We start from the raw sequence: 20,642 nt of genomic DNA, 5'->3' as shown, positions 1-20,642 counted from the left end.
GCCCCGCAACCCAACATGCTGGGCGCTGAAGATCCGGTGGCCAACAGGGCCGCCATCGCCAAGGGCTCCAAGCGGTCGATCATCGACGGCAACACCGCCGCCGCCGACGTGGCTTTCCGCATCAACGAGCTCTGCTCGATCTACCCGATCACCCCGAGCTCCCCGATGGCCGAGCTCGCCGACGAATGGTCGGCCAAGGACCGCATCAACATCTGGGGCCAGGTTCCCCACGTGATCGAGATGCAGTCGGAGGGCGGCGCGGCCGGCGCCCTGCACGGGGCCCTGCAGGCCGGTGCCCTGTCGACGACGTTCACCGCGTCGCAGGGCCTGCTGCTGATGATCCCGAACATGTACAAGATCGCCGGCGAGCTCACCAGCACGGTGATGCACGTCGCAGCCCGCTCGCTCGCGGCCCAGGGCCTGTCGATCTTCGGCGACCACCAGGACGTCATGGCCACCCGCCAGACCGGTTGGGCGATGCTCGCCTCGTCGTCGGTGCAGGAGTGCCACGACAACGCACTCATCGCCCAGGCGGCGACGCTGCGCTCGCGGGTGCCGTTCATGCACTTCTTCGACGGCTTCCGCACGAGCCACGAGCTCAACACCTGCTGCATGCTCACCGACGACCAGTTGCGGGCGATGATCCCCGACGACCTGGTCATCGAGCACCGGCGCCGGGCGCTGAGCCCGGAGCACCCCTTCATCCGTGGCACGGCCCAGAACCCCGACGTCTACTTCCAGGGCCGGGAGTCGTCCAACTCCTTCTACCTGGACACTCCGGGCATCGTCCAGCAGATGATGGACGAGTTCGCGTCCCTCACGGGCCGCCAGTACCACCTCGTCGACTACTTCGGCGCCCCCGATGCCGACCGGATCGCCGTGGTCATGGGATCGGGCCTGGAGGTGGTGCAGGAGGCGGTCAAGTACCTCAACACCCAGGGTCAGAAGGTCGGCGTCCTCGTCCTGCGCCTGTACCGGCCGCTCCCGACCGCGCAGCTGCTCGCCGCGATCCCGTCGACGGTGAAGAAGGTCGCGGTGCTCGACCGGACGAAGGAACCGGGCTCCGGAGGCGAGCCCCTTTTCCTCGACGTGACCACCGCCCTCGCGGAGGCCGCCTCCCGCGGCGAGCGCGAGTCGATGCCACTGGTCATCGGTGGCCGCTACGGGCTGTCCAGCAAGGACTTCACCCCGGCCATGGCCGTCGCCATCTTCGACGAGCTCGCCAAGCCGGCGCCCCGCCCTCGTTTCACGGTGGGCATCAACGACGACGTGACCCTGCTCTCGCTCGACTACGACCCGTCGATCGACCTGGAGGACCCCGCCACCAAGCGCGCCGTCTTCTACGGCATGGGCTCCGACGGCACCGTCGGCGCCAACAAGAACACGATCAAGATCCTCGGTTCGGACGAGGACACCTACGCACAGGGCTACTTCGTCTACGACTCGAAGAAGTCCGGGTCTCGCACGACCAGCCACCTGCGGTTCGGCCCCGACCCGATCAAGGCGCCCTACCTGGTGAACAAGGCCGGTTTCATCGGCTGCCATCACTGGAGCATCCTGGAGCGCATCGACGTGCTCGAGTTCGCGCGTCCCGCGGTCTACAACGAGGCGGGCGAGCGGGTCGGTGGCACGACGCTGCTGATCAACTCGCCGTTCGAGACCTCCCAGGTCTGGGACCACCTGCCTGCCCCGATGCAGCGCAAGATCATCGACCTGGGCATCGACCTGTGGGCCATCAACGCCAACGACGTGGCCCGCACCGCCGGCCTGGGCGGGCGCACCAACACGGTGTTGCAGACCTGCTACTTCGCCATCTCGGGCGTCCTGGAGCGCGACGTCGCCATCGAGCGGATCAAGGAGGCGATCACCAAGACCTACTCGAAGAAGTCGATGGAGATCGTCCGCAAGAACCACGTGGCCGTGGACGAGGCCCTCGCCCACCTGCACCACCTCGATGTGCCGGACGAGGTCACCAGCGACCACGGCTACCTCGCCCCGGTGCCCGACAGCGCCCCCGACTTCGTCAAGGACGTCACCGCGACGATGCTCATCGACCGGGGCGACCTGCTGCCGGTGAGCAAGGTGCCGGTCGACGGCTCCTACCCGAGCGGGACGACCAAGTACGAGAAGCGCAACATCTCGGACATCATCGCGGTGTGGGATCCCGAGACGTGCATCCAGTGCGGCAACTGCTCGTTCGTCTGCCCGCATGCCGTCCTGCGCGCCAAGCACTACGGCGAGGAGTACCTGGACGGAGCCCCCGAGGGGTTCCAGTCCGTCGCCCTGGACGCCACGGGCCTGCCGAGCACGCGCTACACCCTTCAGGTCTACGCCGAGGACTGCACCGGCTGCGGCCTGTGCGTCGAGGCCTGCCCGGTCTCCCCGATCGGCCAGCCTCAGCGCAAGGCGATCAACCTGGCCCCCGTGCTCGAGCGCAGCAAGGAGCGCGCCAACGTCGAGTTCTTCGAGACGCTGCCGCGGCCCAAGCGCAGCAAGGTCAACTACGGCTCGGTACGCGGCGTCCAGTTCCTGACCCCGCTGTTCGAGTTCTCGGGTGCCTGCTCCGGCTGCGGCGAGACCCCGTACCTGAAGCTGCTCACCCAGCTGTTCGGTGAGCGCCTGCAGGTGGCCAACGCGACGGGCTGCTCGTCCATCTACGGTGGCAACCTGCCGACGACGCCCTGGGCGAAGAACGCCGAGGGACGTGGCCCTGCCTGGTCCAACTCGCTGTTCGAGGACAACGCGGAGTTCGGGCTCGGCATGCGGCTCGCCGCCGACCTGCACAACGAACTCGCCCGTACGCGCCTGGAGCAGCTGCGCGACCGGATCGCCGACGACGAGTTGGTGGACGGCCTGCTGGGCTCCCCGCAGGACACGATGCACGAGTTGCGCGTCCAGTACCGCCGCCAGGAGGCCCTGAAGGACAAGCTGGAAGGCCTGGAGGGCCCGCTGGTCGACGATCTCAAGTCGGTGGCCGATCACCTCATGCGCCGCTCGGTCTGGATCGTCGGTGGCGACGGATGGGCTTACGACATCGGCTCGGCGGGTGTCGACCATGTGCTGGCGTCCGGACGCAACGTCAACGTCCTGGTGCTCGACACGGAGGTCTACTCCAACACCGGTGGGCAGTCGTCCAAGTCGACTCCCCTCGGTGCGGTCGCGAAGTTCGCCACCGCGGGCAAGACGACCAACAAGAAGGACCTCGCCATGCAGGCGATCGCCTACGGCCACGTGTACGTGGCCCGTGTCGCGCTGGGGGCCGATCCCCAGCAGACGCTGAGGGCCTTCCGTGAGGCCGAGGCATACGACGGCCCGAGCCTGATCATCGCCTACAGCCACTGCATCAGCCACGGCATCGACATGCGCAAGGGCCTCGAGCAGCAGTACAAGGCGGTGGCCTCAGGCCACTGGCCGCTCATGCGGTTCAACCCGGTGCTGCGCGAGGAGGGCAAGAACCCGTTCCTGCTCGATTCCCCGCGTCCGCGCATCTCGCTGCGCGACTACCGCAAGAACGAGCTGCGGTTCAAGATGCTGCAGGCATCCGACCCGGCCGAGGCCGAGCGGCTGCTGGAGTTCAGCCAGGAGCGCGTGCTCCAGCGCTACGCGGAGTACGAGGACCTGGCGGGCAGGCCGGCGGAGATGTTCAGCGCGGACGCCCGCAGCAAGGAGAACTGAGATGCCGAACTTCGATCCGGAGGCCCTGCGGGCCGCGGCCGAGTCCGCGCGCCGCAAGTCCGAGATGGGCAGCAACGCGACCGACCAGCTCGCCCCGCAGGGGTCGATCGTCATCGCACCCGATTCCCCGGCCGGTGCCACGGTCGACCTCACGACGACCTACATGGGGCTGCGGCTGCGCAACCCCGTCGTCGCCTCGGCCGGCCCGCTCAGCCAGACACTGGACGGGATCCGCGAGCTGGACGACGGCGGCGTCGGCGCGATCGTCATGTACTCGCTGTTCGAGGAGCAGATCCGCTACGAGGACGCTCGTCAGACGGCCATCGAGGAGCAGGGTTCCGACAGTTTCGCCGAGGCTCTGTCGTACTTCCCGACCACGCCCAGCAACGAGTCCGGGCTGACCCGGACCTACCTGAGCCTGATCGAGAAGGCCGCCCCGACGGTCTCGGTGCCGCTGATCGCGAGCCTCAACGGCTCGACGACCGGCGACTGGACGAACACCGCCCGGCGCATGCAGGACGCGGGGGCATCGGCCATCGAACTCAATGTCTACTACGTGGCGGGCGACCTCCACACCCCGGCCCGTGAGGTCGAGGAGAGGCATCTCGACATCCTCGCCGCCGTCAAGCAGGTCGTGAGCGTGCCGGTGGCCATGAAGCTGTCACCGTATTTCTCCAGCTTCGGCGAGATGGCCGGCAGGCTGGACGCGGCCGGAGCGGACGCCTTCGTCCTGTTCAACAGGTACCTGCAGCCCGACATCGACCTCGACCGCATGGCCGTGGTGCCGGGCTTCGGCCTCAGCGGCTCCGACGAGGCCAAGCTGCCGCGCAGCTGGATCGCCGCGCTGTACGGTCGCGTCGGTGCCTCGCTCGCCGCGACGACCGGCGTCGAGACCGTCGAGGACGTGCTGAAGTACCTGCTCGCCGGTGCGGACGTCGTCATGACCACCGCGTCGCTGGTGCGTCACGGGCCGGGGCATGCGGGACAGCTCGTCGATGGTGTGACGAGCTGGCTCACCCGCAAGGGGCTGACCCTCGACAAGGCGCGCGGCATGCTCGCCGTGCCGTCCGACGTCGACGGGGGCCTGTACGCCCGCTCCGGATATGTCAGTGGTCTGGAGCGCGCCAAGAAGGTCTACGGACGCAACTGAACCGCCCGGCAGCGGTTTCCCTGGGGAGGATCTCTGGTCGCAATCGACCGGGGATCCTCCTTTTGTATCCCTTTCGTTATCGAGTAGCCATCGGATTTTTCGTGGCCGTAACATGCGGGGTCTAATTTTTGCGTCAAGACACAGCCGCGTGTGGCTTGCTCATACGCAAACACAGGAGCCGCCCATGACTATCCAAAGAAGCCGGGTCCCATCCCGCTCGGCCATCATTCGCACGACCGCGGTCGGAGCACTCGCGGCGCTCGCACTCTCGGCCTGCTCCAGTGGCGAGTCCTCCGGGGGATCATCAGCCAGTGACGCCGCTGGCGACCTGGCGCTGAGTATCGGCACCATCCTTCCGCAGACTGGCTCACTGGCGACCCTCGGGCCGCCCGAGATCGCCGGCGTGGACCTGGCCGTCAAGGACATCAACGACGCCGCCAAGGGCGTGTCCGTCACGGTCACCCACACCGACTCCGGCGACACGACCACGAACATCGCCACCCAGTCGGCGACCTCGCTCATCTCCCAGGGGGTGTCCGCAATCCTCGGCGCAGCGTCGTCCGGTGTCTCGATGACGATCATCGACCAGATCACGCAGGCCGGGGTCGTCCAGATCTCGCCCGCCAACACGTCACCCGACTTCACCGACTACGACGATGACGGGTACTACTGGCGGACCGCTCCGTCGGACGTCCTGCAGGGTCAGATCCTCGGCAACAAGATTCTCGAGGACGGCAAGACCAAGGTCGGCGTCCTGTACATGAACGATCCTTACGGCATCGGTCTGGCAGAGAACCTCGTTCAGACCCTTGAGGCGGGCGGCGTCACGGTGACGTCGAACATCACCTACGATCCGTCGGCGTCCAACTTCACGTCGGAGGTCGGCGAGGTGCTCGCTCAGAGCCCCGACGCCGTGGTGGTGATCGGCTTCGAGGAGTCGAAGATCATCTTCTCCAACCTGGCGACCGAGGGCTTCGACTTCGCGAACCTCTACGGGACCGATGGCAACTACGGCCAGATGGTGCCGGGTGACCAGCCCGACATCGCAGGCGCCCAGTTCACCAACCCCGGCGTCAGGGCGACCGACGACTTCCAGGCCCAGTTGCAGGACCTCGTCGAGTCCCAGGGCGCGGATCCGCTGGACGTCTTCAGCTACGCGGCCGAGTCGTACGACGCGACCATCCTCGTGGCGCTCGCCGCGTTGCAGGGTGGGGACACGGACGGCCAGACCATCAGGGACAACCTGCAGTCCGTGTCGGAAGAGGGCACCAAGTGCACCACCTTCGGGGAGTGCGCCGACCTGCTGGCCGATGGCACCGACATCGATTACGACGGCCTGTCGGGCCCGATCACCTTCGATGCCAACGGTGATGTGACCGAGGCGACCATCTCGATCTACCAGTACCTCGCCGGCAACGAGTCCGAATGGATCGACCAGGTTTCGGGCACCCTCAGCTGAGGTAACCGAGTCCCGATCCACACCAATCGCCCGGGGGCGCATGCCCCCGGGCGATTGTCTGTCTGGACGCCTCTTGGGTGCCGTCCCTTCGACAAGCTCAGGGGCCCTGACGCGATGACGACCGTCTCCGCTCCCGCTTGGGTCTCGTCCCTTCGGCAGACTCGAGGTCCCTTCGACAAGCTCAGGGACCCTCCGCAGACAACGCCCCCTGAGCCTGCCGAAGGGACCTCCCGCAGACAACGCCCCTTGAGCCTGTCGAAAGGCCCCTGAGCCTGTCGAAGGGACCTCCCGCAGACAACGCCCCCTGAGCCTGTCGAAGGGCCCTCCCGCAGACAACGGGCCCCTGAGCCTGTCGAAGGGCCCTTGAGCCTGTCGAAAGGACCTCTGCACGCAAGAATCCCCTCACCCCGCGAGCGGAGGAGGGGATTCTGGCCGTAGGCCTCTAGCCGGCCTTGTGGTCGGTGGCCAGGGTGCCCAGGTAGAGCTGGATGACGTTGGGGTCGTTGAGCAGTTCCTGCCCACCGCCGACGTAGGCGTCACGCCCCATGTCGAGGACGTAGCCACGATCGCAGATCTGCAGGCACCGGCGAGCGTTCTGCTCGACCATCATCACCGACACGCCCGCGGCGTTGATCCGCGCGACGTTCAGGAACGTCTCGTCCTGGCGCACGGGTGAAAGACCGGCGGACGGCTCGTCCAGCAGGAGCACGTGGGGGTCCATCATCAGGGCCCTCGACATGGCCACCATCTGGCGCTCGCCACCCGACAACGACCCGGCACGCTGGCCGAGCCGTTTCTTGAGTTCGGGGAACAGGCTGACGACGAAGTCCAGGCGCTCCCCGTACAGACTCGGCTTCTGGTAGCACCCCATCTGCAGGTTCTCGGCGATGGTGAGGCTCTCGAAGACGTTCTCGGTCTGGGGGACGAAACCCACCCCCTTGGTGACCAGCTTGTTGGCGCGCAGCCCGGTGATGTCCTTGCCGTTGAGTGTCACGGAGCCCGATCGGATCGTCACCAGGCCGAAGATCGCCTTGAGCAGGGTCGACTTGCCGGCGCCGTTCGGTCCGATGATCCCGACAAGTTCGCCCCGGCCCACGTAGGCGTTCGTCCCGTTGAGGATGTTGACCTCAGGGACGTAGCCGGCCACCAGGTTCTCGACCTTCAGAACTGGCTGAGGAATGATGCTCACTGGGCAGATCCCCCTTCCGGCCGCGATGCGGCATAGCTGGCGCGGATCTCCTTGACGACCTCGCCCAGATCGCGATCCATGTTGGCGCCCAGATAGGCGTCCACGACGACCGGGTCCTTCATGACCTCGGTGGGCTTGCCCTCGGCGACGACACGGCCCTCGGCCATCACCACCACCCAGTCGGCGATCGCCTGCACCATGTGCATGTCGTGCTCGACGAAGACGACCGTCATGCCTTGCTGCTTGAGGCGGACGATGTGCCCCAGGAGCGACTGCGTGAGGGCGGGGTTGACGCCGGCCATCGGCTCGTCGAGCATGACGAGCTGGGGCGCCGACATCAACGCCCGGGCCATCTCCAGCAGCTTGCGCTGGCCACCGGACATCGACAGTGCGAGGTCGTCGCGCTTCTCGTAGAGCTTGAACTGTTTGAGCAACTCCAGAGCACGCGCCTCGATCTCGCGCTCCTGGGTCCTCCACAGCGGTGGGAGGAGGGAAGCCCAGAAGCGTTCGCCCTTCTGGTCACGAGCGCCGAGCTTCATCGAGTCGAGCACGCTGAGGCCACCGAACGCCTTCGTCAACTGGAAGGTGCGGACCTGTCCCTTGCGCGCGATCTTCCATGCGGGGACGCCCGCCAGGTCGGTGCCGTCGAACGTCCAGCTTCCGGTGTCCGGCTTGTCGAAGCCGGTCAGCAGGTTGAAGAAGGTCGTCTTACCCGCGCCGTTCGGGCCGATGAGTGCCGTGATGCCGTGACGCGGGATCTCCACGTGCTCGACGTCGACCGCCACCAGGCCACCGAACGTCTTGCGCACACTGTCCGCGACGAGGATCGGGTCGACCTTGGCGCACCCCGGCCCGGCATCGCCCTTCCACAGGGGATCGGGCAGCGGAAATGCCTCGGCGGCGGCCTGTCCTTCGGCCGCACTCGCCTCTGCCACGGCTTCGCGTTCCGCGACCACGTCGTCAGCCATTGAACAAAACCTCCGACTTGTGTCCGAAGATGCCTTGAGGACGGAAGATGACGAGCAACATGATCGCCAGGCCGACCAGCATGTAGCGGATCTGGCCGGACTGCAGCGTGGTGATGGGCAGGATGCCGGACGACACGCCCAGCGACACGAAGCCGTCCGTGAGTGCCAGCAGCGCCCAGAAGATCATCGAGCCGACGACCGGCCCGAGCACGGTGGCCGCGCCACCGAGCAGGAGTATCGCCCAGAGGAAGAACGTCGTCTGCGTGCCGTAGTTGTCGGGCTGCAGGGATGTCGGCATGATCGCGAAGATCGCGCCCACCCCGGCGAGGATCCCGCCGATCACGAGCACCTGCATCTTGTAGGCGAACACGTTCTTCCCGAGCGCGCGGACCGCGTCCTCGTTCTCACGGATGCCTGTGACGACCCGGCCCCAGGGCGAGCGCATGATCTGCCAGACGAACAACGCCGCCAGCAGGACCACGGCCCAGGCGACCAGGCGGACCCACACCGCGTCCGAGTTGTAACGGATGGTGCCCAGCATCCAGGACAGGTCGTCCGGAAGCGGGTTCATGGCGAAGAAGTCCGTCCCCGACCGGTTGATGCCCGTCGAGCCCCCGGTCCACTTCCCCAGTTCCGGGGAGCGCACCACGAGCCGGACGATCTCGGCGGTACCGATCGTCACTATCGACAGATAGTCGGCCCGCAGGCGCAGGGTTGGGACACCGAGCAGGAGCGCCAGCAGGACCGATCCGAGGATCGCCGCGAGAATGCAGACCCAGAACGGTTGGTCGAAGGTCACGGCGAACATCGCGAAGGCATATCCACCCACCGCCATGAAGCCCGCCTGACCGAAGTTCAGCAGCCCCGTGTAGCCGAAGTGGACGGCCAACCCCAACGTGGCCAGCACGTAGGCCGCGGTCTGGGGCGTGATCAGTTCGCCGAGGGCGACCCACAGGAAGTTCCAGTTCATCATCGTGTCCTTACCGGCACTCAGCCGACCCGTTGTGCCTTGCCGAGGATGCCTTGAGGTCTGACCAGCAGGATGGCGATCATGACCAGCATCGCCGCCACGTTCTTCATCGACGTCGGGATGACGAAGGTCGACAGTTCGACGAACCAGCTGAGGATGAGGGCGCCCACCAGCGCCCCGTATGCCGATCCCAGACCGCCCAGCGTCACCGCGGCGAAGATCAGCAGCAGGATCTGCGCCCCCGCCTGGAAGCTCAGGGTCTGGTAGAAGGCGACGAGCACGCCGGAGACGGCGGCCAGTGCGGCCCCGCCCACCCACACCACGAGGATGACGCGTTCGACCGCGATGCCGGCGGTGGCGGCCAGCAGCTTGTTGTCGGCCACTGCCCGGATCGACTTGCCCAGGCGGGTGCGTTCGAGGATCAGGACCACGGCGGCGATCAGCGCCAGGCACAGCACCGACCCCCACAGGCCCCAGTAGCTGACCGGAACCCCGAACGGCGAGGCCACCGCGTCGAACGACTGCGGCATCACCAGGCGGTTCGGGCCGAAGATGAAGGCGTAGACGTAACGCAGGAGCAGCGACAGACCGATCGAGACGATCATGATCTGGATGAGACCCACGTGCTTTCTTCGCAACGGGTGCCAGATGACCGCGTTCTGGAGCCAGCCGAAGCCGCCTCCGATGATCAGCGCGAGCAACATGGCCACCCAACCGTTCACACCCGCGGACGAGGTCATCGCGACGTAGGCGACGAAACCGCCGAAGCTGACCAACTCACCGTGCGCGAAGTTGTTCAGCCCGGTCGTGCCGTAGATCAGCGAGACGCCGATCGCGGCGAGGGCGAGGATGAGGCCGAAGATCGTCCCCCGGACCATCTTCGTGGCCAGCTGATGGCCGAACGAGCCGGTGTCCGCCGAAGTGCTTTCGCCGCTGGTGCCCGTGTCTGTGGTCCCGGTGTCTCCCGACGTCGGGCTCGGCGAGGACGCCGAGGATCCGGCCGTGGCCGGCGTCGAGGCCGACGACCCCGCCGTGGCCTCCTCGCCGAGTTTCAGCGCCACGAACGACGACCCGGAGGACACCTTGTCGAACTCGAGCGGACCGCCCGGGGCGGGTACTCCCGCCGGGAGCGTGGCCTCGTCCACCGTGATCGTGTACGAGCCGGTTCCCGACACCGCGACGTCTGCGCGGCCCGCGTCGTCGGTCGTTCCCGACGAGTCCCCCGATGCTCCACTGACGAGCACGGTGACTCCCGAGACGGGCTGTCCCTCGTTGGTCACGGTCACCCTGATGGTGTCTCCGTCGGCGTGCGCCGGCGACACGGCGATCAGCCCGCAGACCGCGAAGACCAGGGCAGAGACGATGCTCAGGAATGCGATCCTGTTGCGGACGGTCAGGGCCATATTGTTCTCCCGGATGAGGACGGCTGTCACCGGGTGGGTCCGCGAACCGTTCGTTATGCGGGACTCGCGGGCCTGCCGGCCATTGGCATGCTACGAGCCGTTCATCACAGGCGTGTTACGGATATTTTCCTGCCGTGTTCCCGATTCCCCGGATCACCGTCCGGGACGATAGGCCCTCAGCCGCAGGCTGTTCGTCACCACGAACACCGAACTGAACGCCATCGCGGCTCCTGCGAACATGGGGTTGAGGTAGCCGAGGGCGGCGATCGGGATCGCGATCACGTTGTAGACGAAGGCCCAGAAGAGGTTCCCGCGGATTGTCGCGAGCGTCCGGCGCGAGAGCTTGACGGCATCGGCGGCGAGCATCAGGTCGCCCCGCATCAAGGTGAGGTCGGACGCCGCGATCGCCGCGTCCGTGCCGCCGCCCATGGCGATGCCGAGGTCGGCCTGGCTGAGAGCCGCCGCGTCGTTGACCCCGTCCCCGATCATGGCCACGTGCTGTCCGTCGGCCTGCAGTTCGCGGACGACCGCGAACTTGTCGCCCGGGAGCACCTCGGCCCGCACCTCGTCGATGCCGACCTGCTGGGCCACATGACGGGCGGCCGAGCGGTTGTCGCCGGTGACCATGACGGTGCGCAGGCCCAGCCCCTTGAAGGCGGCGATGGCCTCGGCCGCGTTCGGGGCCACCCGGTCGGCGACGCTGACGACTCCCGCGAGGCGGTCGCCGTCGGCCACGAACACCACGCTCGCCCCTTCAGCAGCGGCAGTGTCCGCGGCTGTCACGAGGCTGTTGGGCACGTCGAGACCGAGTTCGGTCATGAAGGCCGCGCTCCCCGCGGCGGCCCGGCGTCCCGCGACGGTGGCGCGCACTCCTCGTCCGGGGACGTTGGCGAAGTCCTCCAGCGATGGCAGGGGGGCCGTGGCAGCGGCGACGATCGCCCGTGCGATCGGGTGTTCGGAGGCCGACTCGAGCGTCGCAGCGAGGGTGAGCAGGGCGTCGCGCTCGTAGCCGTCGGCCGGCACGATCTCGTGCACCGACATCCTGCCCGCGGTGATCGTGCCCGTCTTGTCCATGGCGACCACCTGGATGCGATGGGCCTCTTCCAGCGCCTGGGGCCCCCGGATCAGGATGCCGAGCTGGGAGCCGCGGAGCGATCCCGCGAGCAGCGCCGTGGGAGTGGCCAGACCCAGCGCGCAGGGGCAGCTGATGATGAGCACCGACACGGCGGCCGTGACCGCGAAGGTGGCGTCCTGGCCCGCGACGAGCCATGCCACGAGGGTCAGCAGCGCCAGGCCGATGACGATCGGGACGAAGATGCCCGAGATCGTGTTGGCCAGGTCTTGCGAACGCGACTTACCGGTCTGGGCGAGTTCGACCAGCCGCGCGATCTGCGACAGCTGGGTGTCGGCGCCGACGGCCGTCGCACGGACGACGAGACGGCCCGTGGTGTTGACCGAGGCCCCGACCACCGACGAACCGGGGACGACCTCCACAGGCAGCGACTCGCCCGTGATGACCGAGTTGTCGACCGCCGAATAGCCCTGCACGATCACGCCGTCCGTGGCGACCTTCTCGCCGGGACGGACGACGAACTCGTCACCCACCGCGAGCGCCTCGATCGGCACCGTGACCTCCGAGGAGCCTCCGGCACCGTCGTCACGCAGCAGGGTCACGGCCTTGGCGCCCACTTCGGCCAGGGCGCGAAGCGCGGAGCTCGCGTCCTGCCTGGAGCGGGCCTCGATGTACCGGCCGAGGAGGATGAAGCAGATGATGCCGACCGCGGCCTCGAAGTAGATCGCGCTGAGCCCCTCGTCGCGGACGAGATTGAGCGTCCAGTGATGCCGCATGCCGATCATGCCCGCGTCCCCGAAGACCAGGGCGACGATCGACCAGATGTAGGCGGACGATGTGCCCAGGCTGATCAACGTGTCCATCGTAGTGGCCCCGTGCCGCAGGTTGACCAGGGCGGACTTGTGGAACGGCCACGCACCCCACGTGACGACCGGGGTGGCCAGCGCGAGGCTCACCCATTGCCAGCCGGGGAACTGCAGCGCCGGGACCATCGCCATGGCGATGACGGGGACGGCGAGGACGGCACAGGCGATCAGGCGACGCCTGATCTCGGCTGCCCTGTCGCGTGGGGGCGCGTCCGGGACGGGCAGGGCGGCGTCGTAGCCAGCGGCGCGCACGGTCTCGATGAGGTCATCGGCGCTCATCACCTCGGGCGCCACGACATGGGCCTTCTCGGTGGCGTAGTTGACGCTGGCCTGCACCCCGTCGAGCTTGTTGAGCTTCTTCTGGATGCGTGCCGCGCAGGACGCACAGGTCATGCCCTGCACGTCGAGCTCGATGATCTGGGGACGTGCCTCCGGCCGGACGCCGACCTGCTCGGGACTCATCAGGCCAGCGCCACCTGGTAGTCGCCGGCCTCCTGGACGGCCTGGCTGACCGCGTCGAAGTCGATCGCGGAGTCGCTGGTCACGGTCATGGGGCCGGCCTGCAAAACCTTGACGTCGGTGACGCCCGGGATGGCCGACACCTCTTCGGTGACATGAGCGACGCAGTGACCACAGGTCATGCCGGTGACGGTGTAATTGGTGATCATTGAGGTTCCCCTTCGGTTGGTGATGGGCCGGCGTCGTGCCTGATCACGATCGGACGAGTCGCGCGATGGCGGAGCTCGCCTCGGCGAGCTTGGCCTGCGCCTCGTCCCCACCCTGCCGGGCGGCGTCGAGCACGCAGGAGCCCATGTGTTCGTCCAGCAGGCCGAGCGCGACCGACTGCAGTGCCTTGGTGGCCGCCGAGACCTGGGTGAGGATGTCGATGCAGTATTCCTCGTCCTCCACCATTCGGGCGATGCCCCTCACCTGCCCCTCGACGCGGCGCAGCCGCTTGAGGTAGGCGTCCTTGTTGGCGAGGTAGCCGTGCTGGTGGCCCGGTGCCTCACACGAGTCGCCACAGCCGTGATCGTGATCGTGATCCATGCGGTCACTATACCCCTGTGGGGTATGTGAACAACTCGTTTCGACAGGCTCAACGAGCATCCGGTCCCTGAGCCCAACGAGCATCCGGTCCCTGAGCTCGTCGAGCATCCGGCTCTTAAGCTCGTCGAGCATCCGGCCCTTGAGCTCGTCGAAAGGATCACCCCGGCCCTTGAGCTTGTCGAAAGGACCACCCCCGGCCCTTGAGCTTGTCGAAAGGACCACCCCCGGCCCTTGAGCTTGTCGAAAGGACTCGGATGCAGATTCCCTACGCGCCGTTCGTCAGATACGGTCCTTGAGCTCGTCGAAAGGACCACCCCGCGCCGACCACGCCCGTTGTCCACAAGGCTGTGGAAATCTGTGGACGACGCACCACCTTCCCGGCTTGCCAACGGCACCCCGTTTGCGACATCCGACGGCCCGCATCAGACGGATTCTCCGGTGAAAATGCTCTCGCCGGAACGAATGCACTTGTCAACTCAGGAATATTGTGACTCCGCCCGGCCGTTTCAATGCGCGACCACCCAGGTTGTCCACAGGGTATCCACGACTTCCCGAGGGTTTCCACAGCCCCTGTGGACAACTTTGTCCTGCCGAGCTTTCCGATCCGGATGACGAGATCGCTCGATCCTGCTAGCGTTGCCGGTTCGGGCGGCCACAGCTGGGCCTTCCACCCGTCGGCCAACACTGTCCTCGGGACACCAGCTCGGCCACCGGAACGTCGACGAGGGGTGATCATGTACGAGGACGAGCCGCCGGCCGACATGCACCCCGAGGGCGGTACACCTCCGGTGTCGGCAGGCGTCAGCCGTACCCCTCCCCAGGACTTCGCGGCCGAGCAGGGCGTCCTCGGCGCGATGCTCATGAGCAAGGACGCCATCGCCGACGTCATCGAGGTCATCAAGGGCGCAGACTTCTACCGGCCCGCGCACGAACTGATCTTCAACGCGATCATCGACCTCTACGGCCGCGGCGAGCCCGCCGACCCTGTGACCGTCGCGGCCGAGCTCGAACGCCGTGGCGACCTGTCGCGAGTGGGCGGCCACGTTTACCTGGCCGACCTGCTGACCTCGATCTCGATCGCGGCGAACGCGTCCTACTACGCCGAGATCGTCCGCGACAAGGCCGTGCTGCGCAGGCTCGTGGACGCGTCCATCAAGATCGCGCAGATGGGCTACGCCGGCCAGGGCGAGGTGGCCGACATCGTTGACGCGGCCCAGCAGACCGTCTACGAGGTCACCGAGGGCAAGGCGTCCGAGGACTACAAGCCACTCCGTGAGCTGTTGGAGCCGACCTTCGACGAGATGGAGGCCATCGGCTCACGCGGCGGGGGCCTCAGCGGGGTGCCGACAGGTTTCGCGAAACTCGACGACATGACCAACGGCCTGCACGGCGGCCAGATGATCATCATCGCGGCACGCCCAGCGGTCGGCAAGTCGACACTGGCGCTCGACTTCGCGCGATCGGCCGCGATCAAGAACCGGCTGACAACGGCGTTCTTCAGTCTCGAAATGAGCCAGACCGAGATCGTCATGCGCCTGTTGTCGGCCGAGGCCGGCGTCCTGCTGCACAGCATCCGCAACGGCCGGCTCACCGAGGACGACTGGAACCGCATCGTCTCCCGCACCTCCGCGTTGCAGGAGGCACCCCTGTTCATCGACGACTCGCCCAACCTGACGATGATGGAGATCCGCGCGAAGGCCCGGCGGCTCAAGCAGCGCCACGACCTGCGTTTCGTCGTCATCGACTACATGCAGCTGATGAGTTCGGGCAAGAAGGTCGAGAGCCGCCAGCTCGAGGTCTCGGAGTTCAGCCGCCAGATCAAGCTGCTCGCCAAGGAACTCGACATCCCCGTCCTCGCGCTGAGCCAGCTCAACCGCGGCCCCGAACAACGCCAGGACAAGAAACCCATGATGAGCGACCTGCGAGAGTCGGGCTCGCTGGAGCAGGACGCCGACATCGTCATCCTGCTGCACCGCGAAGACCTCTACGACCAGAACAACCGGCCCGGTGAGGCCGACCTGATCATCGCCAAGCACCGCAACGGTCGCACCGACACCATTCCGGTGTCGTTCCAAGGGCACCTGAGCCGGTTCACCGACATGCCCGACTGATCATGCCGTCACCGCGATGCGTCCTTCCCGCTGGAGCCAGCGGATGGTGTCGGACAGCGTCTCGGCGAAGGGACGGGTGCGGAACCCGAGGTCGCGCCGAGCCTTGGAGCTGTCGAAGATGTTGTTCCGGGTGAGGTTGTAGACCGCGAAACTCGTCATGCGCGCAGACCTGTGGAAGATCCGCTGCATCCAGTCGGACATCCTGCCGAGCGCCCGGCCCGCCCACGCGGGGACGATCCGGGTCACCTCGGGAGTGCCGGTCAGCTCGCTGAGCAGGTGGAACATCTCCCTCATGGTGACGCGCTCGTTGCCGAGGATGTAGCCCTCACCCTTGCCGCCCCAGTCGCAGGCCGCGATCACGGCATCCGCCAGGTCACGCACGTCGACGGCGTTGAAGCTGCCCTCCACGCCCGCGCGCAGCTTGCCCTCGCAGTAGTCGAGGATGAAGCTCGACACCGGCCCGAAGGCGTAGTCGTCAGGGCCGCAGATGCCGGTGGGGAAGACGATCGAGGCGTCGAGGTCACGCTCGCGGACCGCGTCCAGCACGAGCCCGGACGCCTTCGCCTTCGTCCAGCCGTAGTAGCCGACGACCGCCTCCGGGTCGAAGCTGTCGACCTCAGCGATCGGCGTGCCGTCGGGTGCCTCGGGAATCGCGCCCGTGGAACTGACGTAGACCAGCTTCCGGACGTGATGCGCGACACAGGCGTCGACGACATTGCGGGTGCCGTCGACGTTGACGTCGTGCACCTTCTGGCTGAAACCCGCGTTCACCGTCACGATCGCCGCGCAGTGGATGACGACGATCTCGCGGCTGTCGCCGACGTCGAAGAAACGCTCCAGGCTGTCGCGATCGGTCACGTCGCCTACCTGAAGATCGACCCGCGGTGAGACGCTCAGGACGGCCGGATCACCTGCGAGCACGAGCCCGCGAACTCTCCTGCCCTCCGCGACGAGCTTGGTCGCCACCGAGCTGCCGAGATTTCCGGCCACGCCGGTGATCAGATAAATGGTGTCGTCGTTGCCGGTAGGGGTCATGCGTGGTCCCTTCGCTCGAGGAGTGGCGTTCTTACTCCTCGATGGTCCCCATCCCACCTCCGGATGAAACCATCCCCGGGGAGCGTCTCGTCCTGCTGCGTCCGCAGTAGGACGACGCATACGACCCCTGCGTGGGCCCGGGTCGATCCCGGAGGCCGCCGACGCCGCGACCCTCAGGCACCCACCCAGCAGTACAGGTCGCCCACTTCGTCTGTCGCCTGGCAGAGCTCCTGGAAGTCCTTGAGGAAGTCCCTGAGATCGGTCGGCATCGCCTCGCCGCCGAACTCCTCGTCCGAGGCCCAGGTCTCGGCCAGGGCGAGCAGGTGTTCCTGATCGGCGTTGCTCACGGCATGGACGAAGGGCCGGTCTATGCGGACGACGGACCGCTCCCCGTCCAGTTCGCCGGCGACCTCCTCGCGATAGAAGGGGTCATTGAGCTGGTCGGAGAAACTGCGGCCGGTGATGAGGGTCTCGAGTGTCCCGAGCTGAACGAGCGGGTCGATGCCCACCGGGTCGATGCTGCGGAACCGGCCCTTGGGGCCATGCTCGAGGGTCTGTTGGGCTTCGGTCTGGGTGGCTGCGGTGAAGTACTCGTACGAAGTGCCCATGCATCCATCATGCGGGCGGTCCGGCTTCGATCGCCGTCATGACGGCGTGTCGCGAGGCCTGCGTTGCCGCCCCTTCCCAGGTGGACATCGTCCCGTTCAGGCGGCCCGCCTGTGCTCACGCGGGTGCCGTTGCTTCCCGCGGGCCTCACACGACCCGCGGGAGCACGGGACACCCGCGCGAATCACCCACCACCCGCGGGAACCAGCGGCCCCGCGCGGAAAGCGCTTGCTGTACGGTGAGCAGGTGACGCGCGAACGGCTGCTGACCCCCGCCTACGCCATGTTGTGCCTGGCCTACTTCGGCGTCTACATCGACTTCTACACGCTGGGCGCGACGATCGTCAGCTACGTCGTGGACGAGTTCGGCGCCAGCCAGGCGATCGCCGGGGCGGTGGCGGCAGCCTTCTCGCTCGGCAGCACCAGCGCCCGCCTGGTCAGCGGCCGGCTCATCGACGCCCTCGGCATGCGGAACGTGGTCGTCTGGTCGCTCGTGCTGCATCTGGTGGCCGCGCTGCTGTACCCCCTGACCCCGACCACCGACCTCACCATCGCCGTACGGTTCGTCCACGGCATCGCCATGGGCGTGAGCACGACCGCCATCGCCGGAGCGGCGGTGGCCAACGCGCCGGCGTCACGGCGGGGCGAGGCGTCCGGATGGGTCACCGGTGGCGGCGCTGTGGCGACCGGTCTCGGGCCGTTGATCGCGCTGCGACTGGCGGACGCTCCCATCGGGCAGACCGGGGTCTTCACCGTGGCCGTCGTCGCGGCGGGCATCGCACTGCTCGCGTCCGTCGTCGCGCGCAAGGGCCTCGGCGAGACCCACCCGGCCCGATCACGCCGCGAGCGGGGATTCATCTCGCGACCGGCTCTCCCGGTCGCGGCGGTCGTGGCGCTGTGCGCCTTCCCGTTCGCGGTGATCCTGGCCTATCTCGCGGAGTTCTCCGAGTCCGCCGGGCTCGCCCAGCCGGCGACCGTCTACTTCCTCGTCTACGCGATCGCCGAGGTCATCGGACGTCCGAGCGTCGGTCTCCTGCAGGACCGCATGGACGATCGCGCCGTCCTGGCCCCCATGATGGCCTTCCTCGTCGTCGGCGCGATACTGACGGCTCGGGCGACGAGCGCCACGATGCTGCTGGCCGGGGCCCTGCTGCTGGGCCTCGGCTACGGGACGCTGGTCACCGCCGGCCAGACCGTGGCGATCAACCGGACGGGTGCCGACCGGGCCGGCCTCGCGCTCGGCAGCTACTTCCTGCTGGTCGATCTGGGAACCGGCCTCGGACCGTTGATCCTGGGCCTGCTGATCGATCCCCTCGGCTACCGGAACACGTTCATGGTGGGCGCCGGCTGCGGGGTGCTGGCCCTGGTGCTGTCGTTCGTCCTCGGTCTGGTGCCCACACGGCACAGCCCGGGCGCGACCATCCCCGTCACTCGTACATGACGTAGTCGGGACGCGGATCGAGCCCCATCACCTGCTCCGGTGTCATGAGGACGCCGCTGGTCTGCACGTCCTCCTCGTAGAAGAGTTTGAAGCCCATGCGCACGTACGGCGGCACCGCCTGCTTCACCCGGTCGTAGGTGCCCACCTTGTCGGCTGGCGAACCGATGCCGTCGACACTCTTGATCAGGACGACCCCCGGATGCGGGCGCAGAGCAGATTCGTCGCCGACGATCTGCGGATGGAGGACGTGATAGAGCATGACCTTCTCCGGCAGGCGATCGCGCTCGACCAACTCCGCGAGATAGGACGCGACCGCGTCCAGTTCCTGACCGGTCGTCGACCCGAAGCTCTGCATGGGCACCTGGCCGGGCTCCATCGCCCATTCCGGATCGAGCGCCACACCCACGTCGGGCTGCGACAGGTAGGGCTCGAGCGCCTTCACCTCGGTGAGGAAGTCGGACTGGCCGGGCTGGATGTCGAGCAGCAGCATCGCCTGGTGCTCGCGCGCCACCCGGAGCCAGGAGTCGATCACCGCCGGATCCGTGCGATGACGCCACATGCCGTCGGCCCCCGGATTCGGCATGACGGTCACCGCGATCAACTCCATCACCGTCATGACCTGCCGGTCACCGGCGTAGGGGGCGCAGGCCTCCTGCGACTCGGACACGCGCTCGCCCAGGTCGCCGACACCGAGCCTGCCCTGGCCGGGTGCACCCGGCGAGCCCACATACCCGCACAGCCGGTATCGGGGCAACAGCACCTGCCCACCACCCGGAAGCTCCGCGGGCCGTGGAGCGGGCGTCGACTCCGGCGTGCCGCTCGTCAGCGGGGACGCGGTCGGCCCGGCGACCGTCGGCCCCTCCGTGGAGGACTGCACCGGTGAGGAGTCTGCTGAGGCGTCGTCCCCGGAGGGTGCGCTCGCGCAGCCGGAGATCAGCAGGAGCCCGGCCAGGAACACGGGGAGTCGTCGTCCGGCCATGCCCCCAGTAGACCACGCCGCGGCGGGAACGCTCAGGCCGACAGCACCAGCATCTGCGTCCCGCGGAAATGCTCCAGCACCATGGACGTCTCGGTCGCGGCCACGGTGGGCCACCGATTCAGCTCGTTGACGACGAAGTCGCGCAGGGCGGCCGCGTCCGCGACCGCGACCCGGACCAAAAGGTCCCGGGAACCGGCGAGGAAGAACACCTCGACGACCCCGGGACAGTTGGCGAGCCGCTCGGCCTCCTCGCGCAGCCGCGAGCGGGCGGTCGGCTGGATCTGCACCTGGATCATCGCCTCGATGGGACGCCCGACCGCAGCCAGATCCACTTCGGCGTGGATGCCGCGGATGACGCCCGCCTCCGTCAGGGCGTTCACGCGATTGTGCGCCGTCGATTCCGCGACGGACGCCGCCTGCGCGATAGCGGCGTTCGGCATGCGTCCGTGGGCGATCAACAACTGCAGGATCACGCGGTCGGTAGCGTCCAGGGACCGAGGATTCTTCGGTTTGGATGCTCTGGAGTGAGGACCTGCGTTGGTCACTCCACGGATTTTACTCGAAGGATCCACACCATTGGCAATGAGTGATTTACCGCTGCGGCTGTTTTCGGTCATGCTCGGCTCATGGGATCCGCAGCGGAGCGATCCCCCAGAAGCCCGAAAGGGGCAC

The 20,642-nt window shown here is 67.4% G+C and carries 16 protein-coding genes; 5 read left to right on the top strand and 11 right to left on the bottom strand.

Translation table 11 applies throughout. The features are described from left to right. Positions 1-15 precede the first annotated feature (15 nt). The 3 genes from nifJ (at position 16) to FB473_RS14325 (ending at position 6,284) form a co-directional block, all read left to right on the top strand. On the top strand, positions 16-3,675 hold the full coding sequence (gene nifJ / locus FB473_RS14335) for a pyruvate:ferredoxin (flavodoxin) oxidoreductase (protein WP_167170362.1): 3,660 nt from the start codon (positions 16-18) through the stop codon (positions 3,673-3,675). Between the two features lies 1 nt (position 3,676). Then, positions 3,677-4,825, top strand: a complete 1,149-nt coding sequence (locus FB473_RS14330) for a dihydroorotate dehydrogenase-like protein (protein ID WP_167170151.1) — start codon at positions 3,677-3,679, stop codon at positions 4,823-4,825. 184 nt (positions 4,826-5,009) lie between these two features. Next, entirely contained in the window at positions 5,010-6,284 is a 1,275-nt protein-coding gene (locus tag FB473_RS14325; protein ID WP_167170148.1) for an ABC transporter substrate-binding protein, read from the top strand. 442 nt (positions 6,285-6,726) lie between these two features. Here the strand turns inward: FB473_RS14325 and FB473_RS14320 are convergent, their stop codons facing one another. The 7 genes from FB473_RS14320 to FB473_RS14290 form a co-directional block, all read right to left on the bottom strand. Then, positions 6,727-7,473 (bottom strand): ATP-binding cassette domain-containing protein, encoded by a 747-nt coding sequence (locus FB473_RS14320; RefSeq protein ID WP_167170145.1) that lies wholly within the window; start codon positions 7,471-7,473, stop codon positions 6,727-6,729. After that, complete coding sequence (locus tag FB473_RS14315) at positions 7,470-8,441, bottom strand: ABC transporter ATP-binding protein (RefSeq protein ID WP_167170142.1); 972 nt, start codon at positions 8,439-8,441, stop codon at positions 7,470-7,472. Before FB473_RS14315 ends, FB473_RS14320 begins: the two co-directional genes overlap by 4 nt. Continuing rightward, positions 8,434-9,411: a branched-chain amino acid ABC transporter permease gene (locus tag FB473_RS14310; RefSeq protein ID WP_167170139.1), complete on the bottom strand. Its 978-nt coding sequence runs from the start codon at positions 9,409-9,411 to the stop codon at positions 8,434-8,436. The genes FB473_RS14315 and FB473_RS14310 overlap by 8 nt, the downstream gene beginning before the upstream one ends. A 20-nt stretch (positions 9,412-9,431) precedes the next feature. Further along, the gene (locus FB473_RS14305; protein WP_167170135.1) at positions 9,432-10,814 is read right to left on the bottom strand and encodes an ABC transporter permease subunit; all 1,383 of its coding nucleotides are present in this window, start codon (positions 10,812-10,814) and stop codon (positions 9,432-9,434) included. A gap of 153 nt (positions 10,815-10,967) precedes the next feature. Further along, positions 10,968-13,214, bottom strand: a complete 2,247-nt coding sequence (locus tag FB473_RS14300; protein ID WP_167170132.1) for a heavy metal translocating P-type ATPase — start codon at positions 13,212-13,214, stop codon at positions 10,968-10,970. Further along, a complete protein-coding gene (locus FB473_RS14295; RefSeq protein WP_167170128.1) occupies positions 13,214-13,420 on the bottom strand; it encodes a heavy-metal-associated domain-containing protein in 207 nt (68 codons plus the stop codon). The genes FB473_RS14300 and FB473_RS14295 overlap by 1 nt, the downstream gene beginning before the upstream one ends. 43 nt (positions 13,421-13,463) lie before the next feature. Beyond that, on the bottom strand, positions 13,464-13,799 hold the full coding sequence (locus FB473_RS14290; protein ID WP_167170124.1) for a metal-sensitive transcriptional regulator: 336 nt from the start codon (positions 13,797-13,799) through the stop codon (positions 13,464-13,466). A gap of 761 nt (positions 13,800-14,560) precedes the next feature. Between FB473_RS14290 and dnaB the strand changes: the two genes are divergently transcribed. Continuing rightward, positions 14,561-15,910: a replicative DNA helicase gene (dnaB, locus tag FB473_RS14285; protein WP_243864020.1), complete on the top strand. Its 1,350-nt coding sequence runs from the start codon at positions 14,561-14,563 to the stop codon at positions 15,908-15,910. On the opposite strand, the gene FB473_RS14280 is transcribed toward dnaB, so the two are convergent. Beyond that, complete coding sequence (locus FB473_RS14280; protein WP_167170118.1) at positions 15,911-16,945, bottom strand: NAD-dependent epimerase/dehydratase family protein; 1,035 nt, start codon at positions 16,943-16,945, stop codon at positions 15,911-15,913. Between the two features lie 173 nt (positions 16,946-17,118). After that, complete coding sequence (locus FB473_RS14275; RefSeq protein WP_167170115.1) at positions 17,119-17,553, bottom strand: hypothetical protein; 435 nt, start codon at positions 17,551-17,553, stop codon at positions 17,119-17,121. 244 nt (positions 17,554-17,797) lie between these two features. Here FB473_RS14275 and FB473_RS14270 point away from each other — a divergent pair, with 244 nt between their 5' ends. Then, positions 17,798-18,991, top strand: a complete 1,194-nt coding sequence (locus FB473_RS14270) for an MFS transporter (protein WP_167170113.1) — start codon at positions 17,798-17,800, stop codon at positions 18,989-18,991. Here FB473_RS14270 and FB473_RS14265 read toward each other — a convergent pair. Together FB473_RS14265 and FB473_RS14260 are read right to left on the bottom strand one after the other, a co-directional pair. After that, positions 18,978-19,970: a hypothetical protein gene (locus FB473_RS14265; RefSeq protein WP_167170110.1), complete on the bottom strand. Its 993-nt coding sequence runs from the start codon at positions 19,968-19,970 to the stop codon at positions 18,978-18,980. The genes FB473_RS14270 and FB473_RS14265 overlap by 14 nt on opposite strands. Before the next feature lie 32 nt (positions 19,971-20,002). Next, the gene (locus tag FB473_RS14260; protein WP_167170107.1) at positions 20,003-20,587 is read right to left on the bottom strand and encodes an Lrp/AsnC family transcriptional regulator; all 585 of its coding nucleotides are present in this window, start codon (positions 20,585-20,587) and stop codon (positions 20,003-20,005) included. Between the last annotated feature and the right edge of the window lie 55 nt (positions 20,588-20,642).

It is taken from the genome of Brooklawnia cerclae (assembly GCF_011758645.1).
Taxonomy (GTDB): domain Bacteria; phylum Actinomycetota; class Actinomycetes; order Propionibacteriales; family Propionibacteriaceae; genus Brooklawnia; species Brooklawnia cerclae.
Note: the sequence above shows the minus strand (reverse complement) of the source record. Positions and strands in the feature narration are given on the sequence as shown.

Coding starts and splice junctions, on each gene's coding strand:
- nifJ (WP_167170362.1), top strand. CDS start 16: ATGCTGGGCGCTGAAGATCCGGTGGCCAACAGGGCCGCCATCGCCAAG.
- FB473_RS14330 (WP_167170151.1), top strand. CDS start 3,677: ATGCCGAACTTCGATCCGGAGGCCCTGCGGGCCGCGGCCGAGTCCGCG.
- FB473_RS14325 (WP_167170148.1), top strand. CDS start 5,010: ATGACTATCCAAAGAAGCCGGGTCCCATCCCGCTCGGCCATCATTCGC.
- FB473_RS14315 (WP_167170142.1), bottom strand. CDS start 8,441: ATGGCTGACGACGTGGTCGCGGAACGCGAAGCCGTGGCAGAGGCGAGT.
- FB473_RS14310 (WP_167170139.1), bottom strand. CDS start 9,411: ATGAACTGGAACTTCCTGTGGGTCGCCCTCGGCGAACTGATCACGCCC.
- FB473_RS14305 (WP_167170135.1), bottom strand. CDS start 10,814: ATGGCCCTGACCGTCCGCAACAGGATCGCATTCCTGAGCATCGTCTCT.
- FB473_RS14300 (WP_167170132.1), bottom strand. CDS start 13,214: ATGAGTCCCGAGCAGGTCGGCGTCCGGCCGGAGGCACGTCCCCAGATC.
- FB473_RS14295 (WP_167170128.1), bottom strand. CDS start 13,420: ATGATCACCAATTACACCGTCACCGGCATGACCTGTGGTCACTGCGTC.
- FB473_RS14290 (WP_167170124.1), bottom strand. CDS start 13,799: ATGGATCACGATCACGATCACGGCTGTGGCGACTCGTGTGAGGCACCG.
- dnaB (WP_243864020.1), top strand. CDS start 14,561: ATGCACCCCGAGGGCGGTACACCTCCGGTGTCGGCAGGCGTCAGCCGT.
- FB473_RS14280 (WP_167170118.1), bottom strand. CDS start 16,945: ATGACCCCTACCGGCAACGACGACACCATTTATCTGATCACCGGCGTG.
- FB473_RS14275 (WP_167170115.1), bottom strand. CDS start 17,553: ATGGGCACTTCGTACGAGTACTTCACCGCAGCCACCCAGACCGAAGCC.
- FB473_RS14265 (WP_167170110.1), bottom strand. CDS start 19,970: ATGGCCGGACGACGACTCCCCGTGTTCCTGGCCGGGCTCCTGCTGATC.
- FB473_RS14260 (WP_167170107.1), bottom strand. CDS start 20,587: ATGACCGAAAACAGCCGCAGCGGTAAATCACTCATTGCCAATGGTGTG.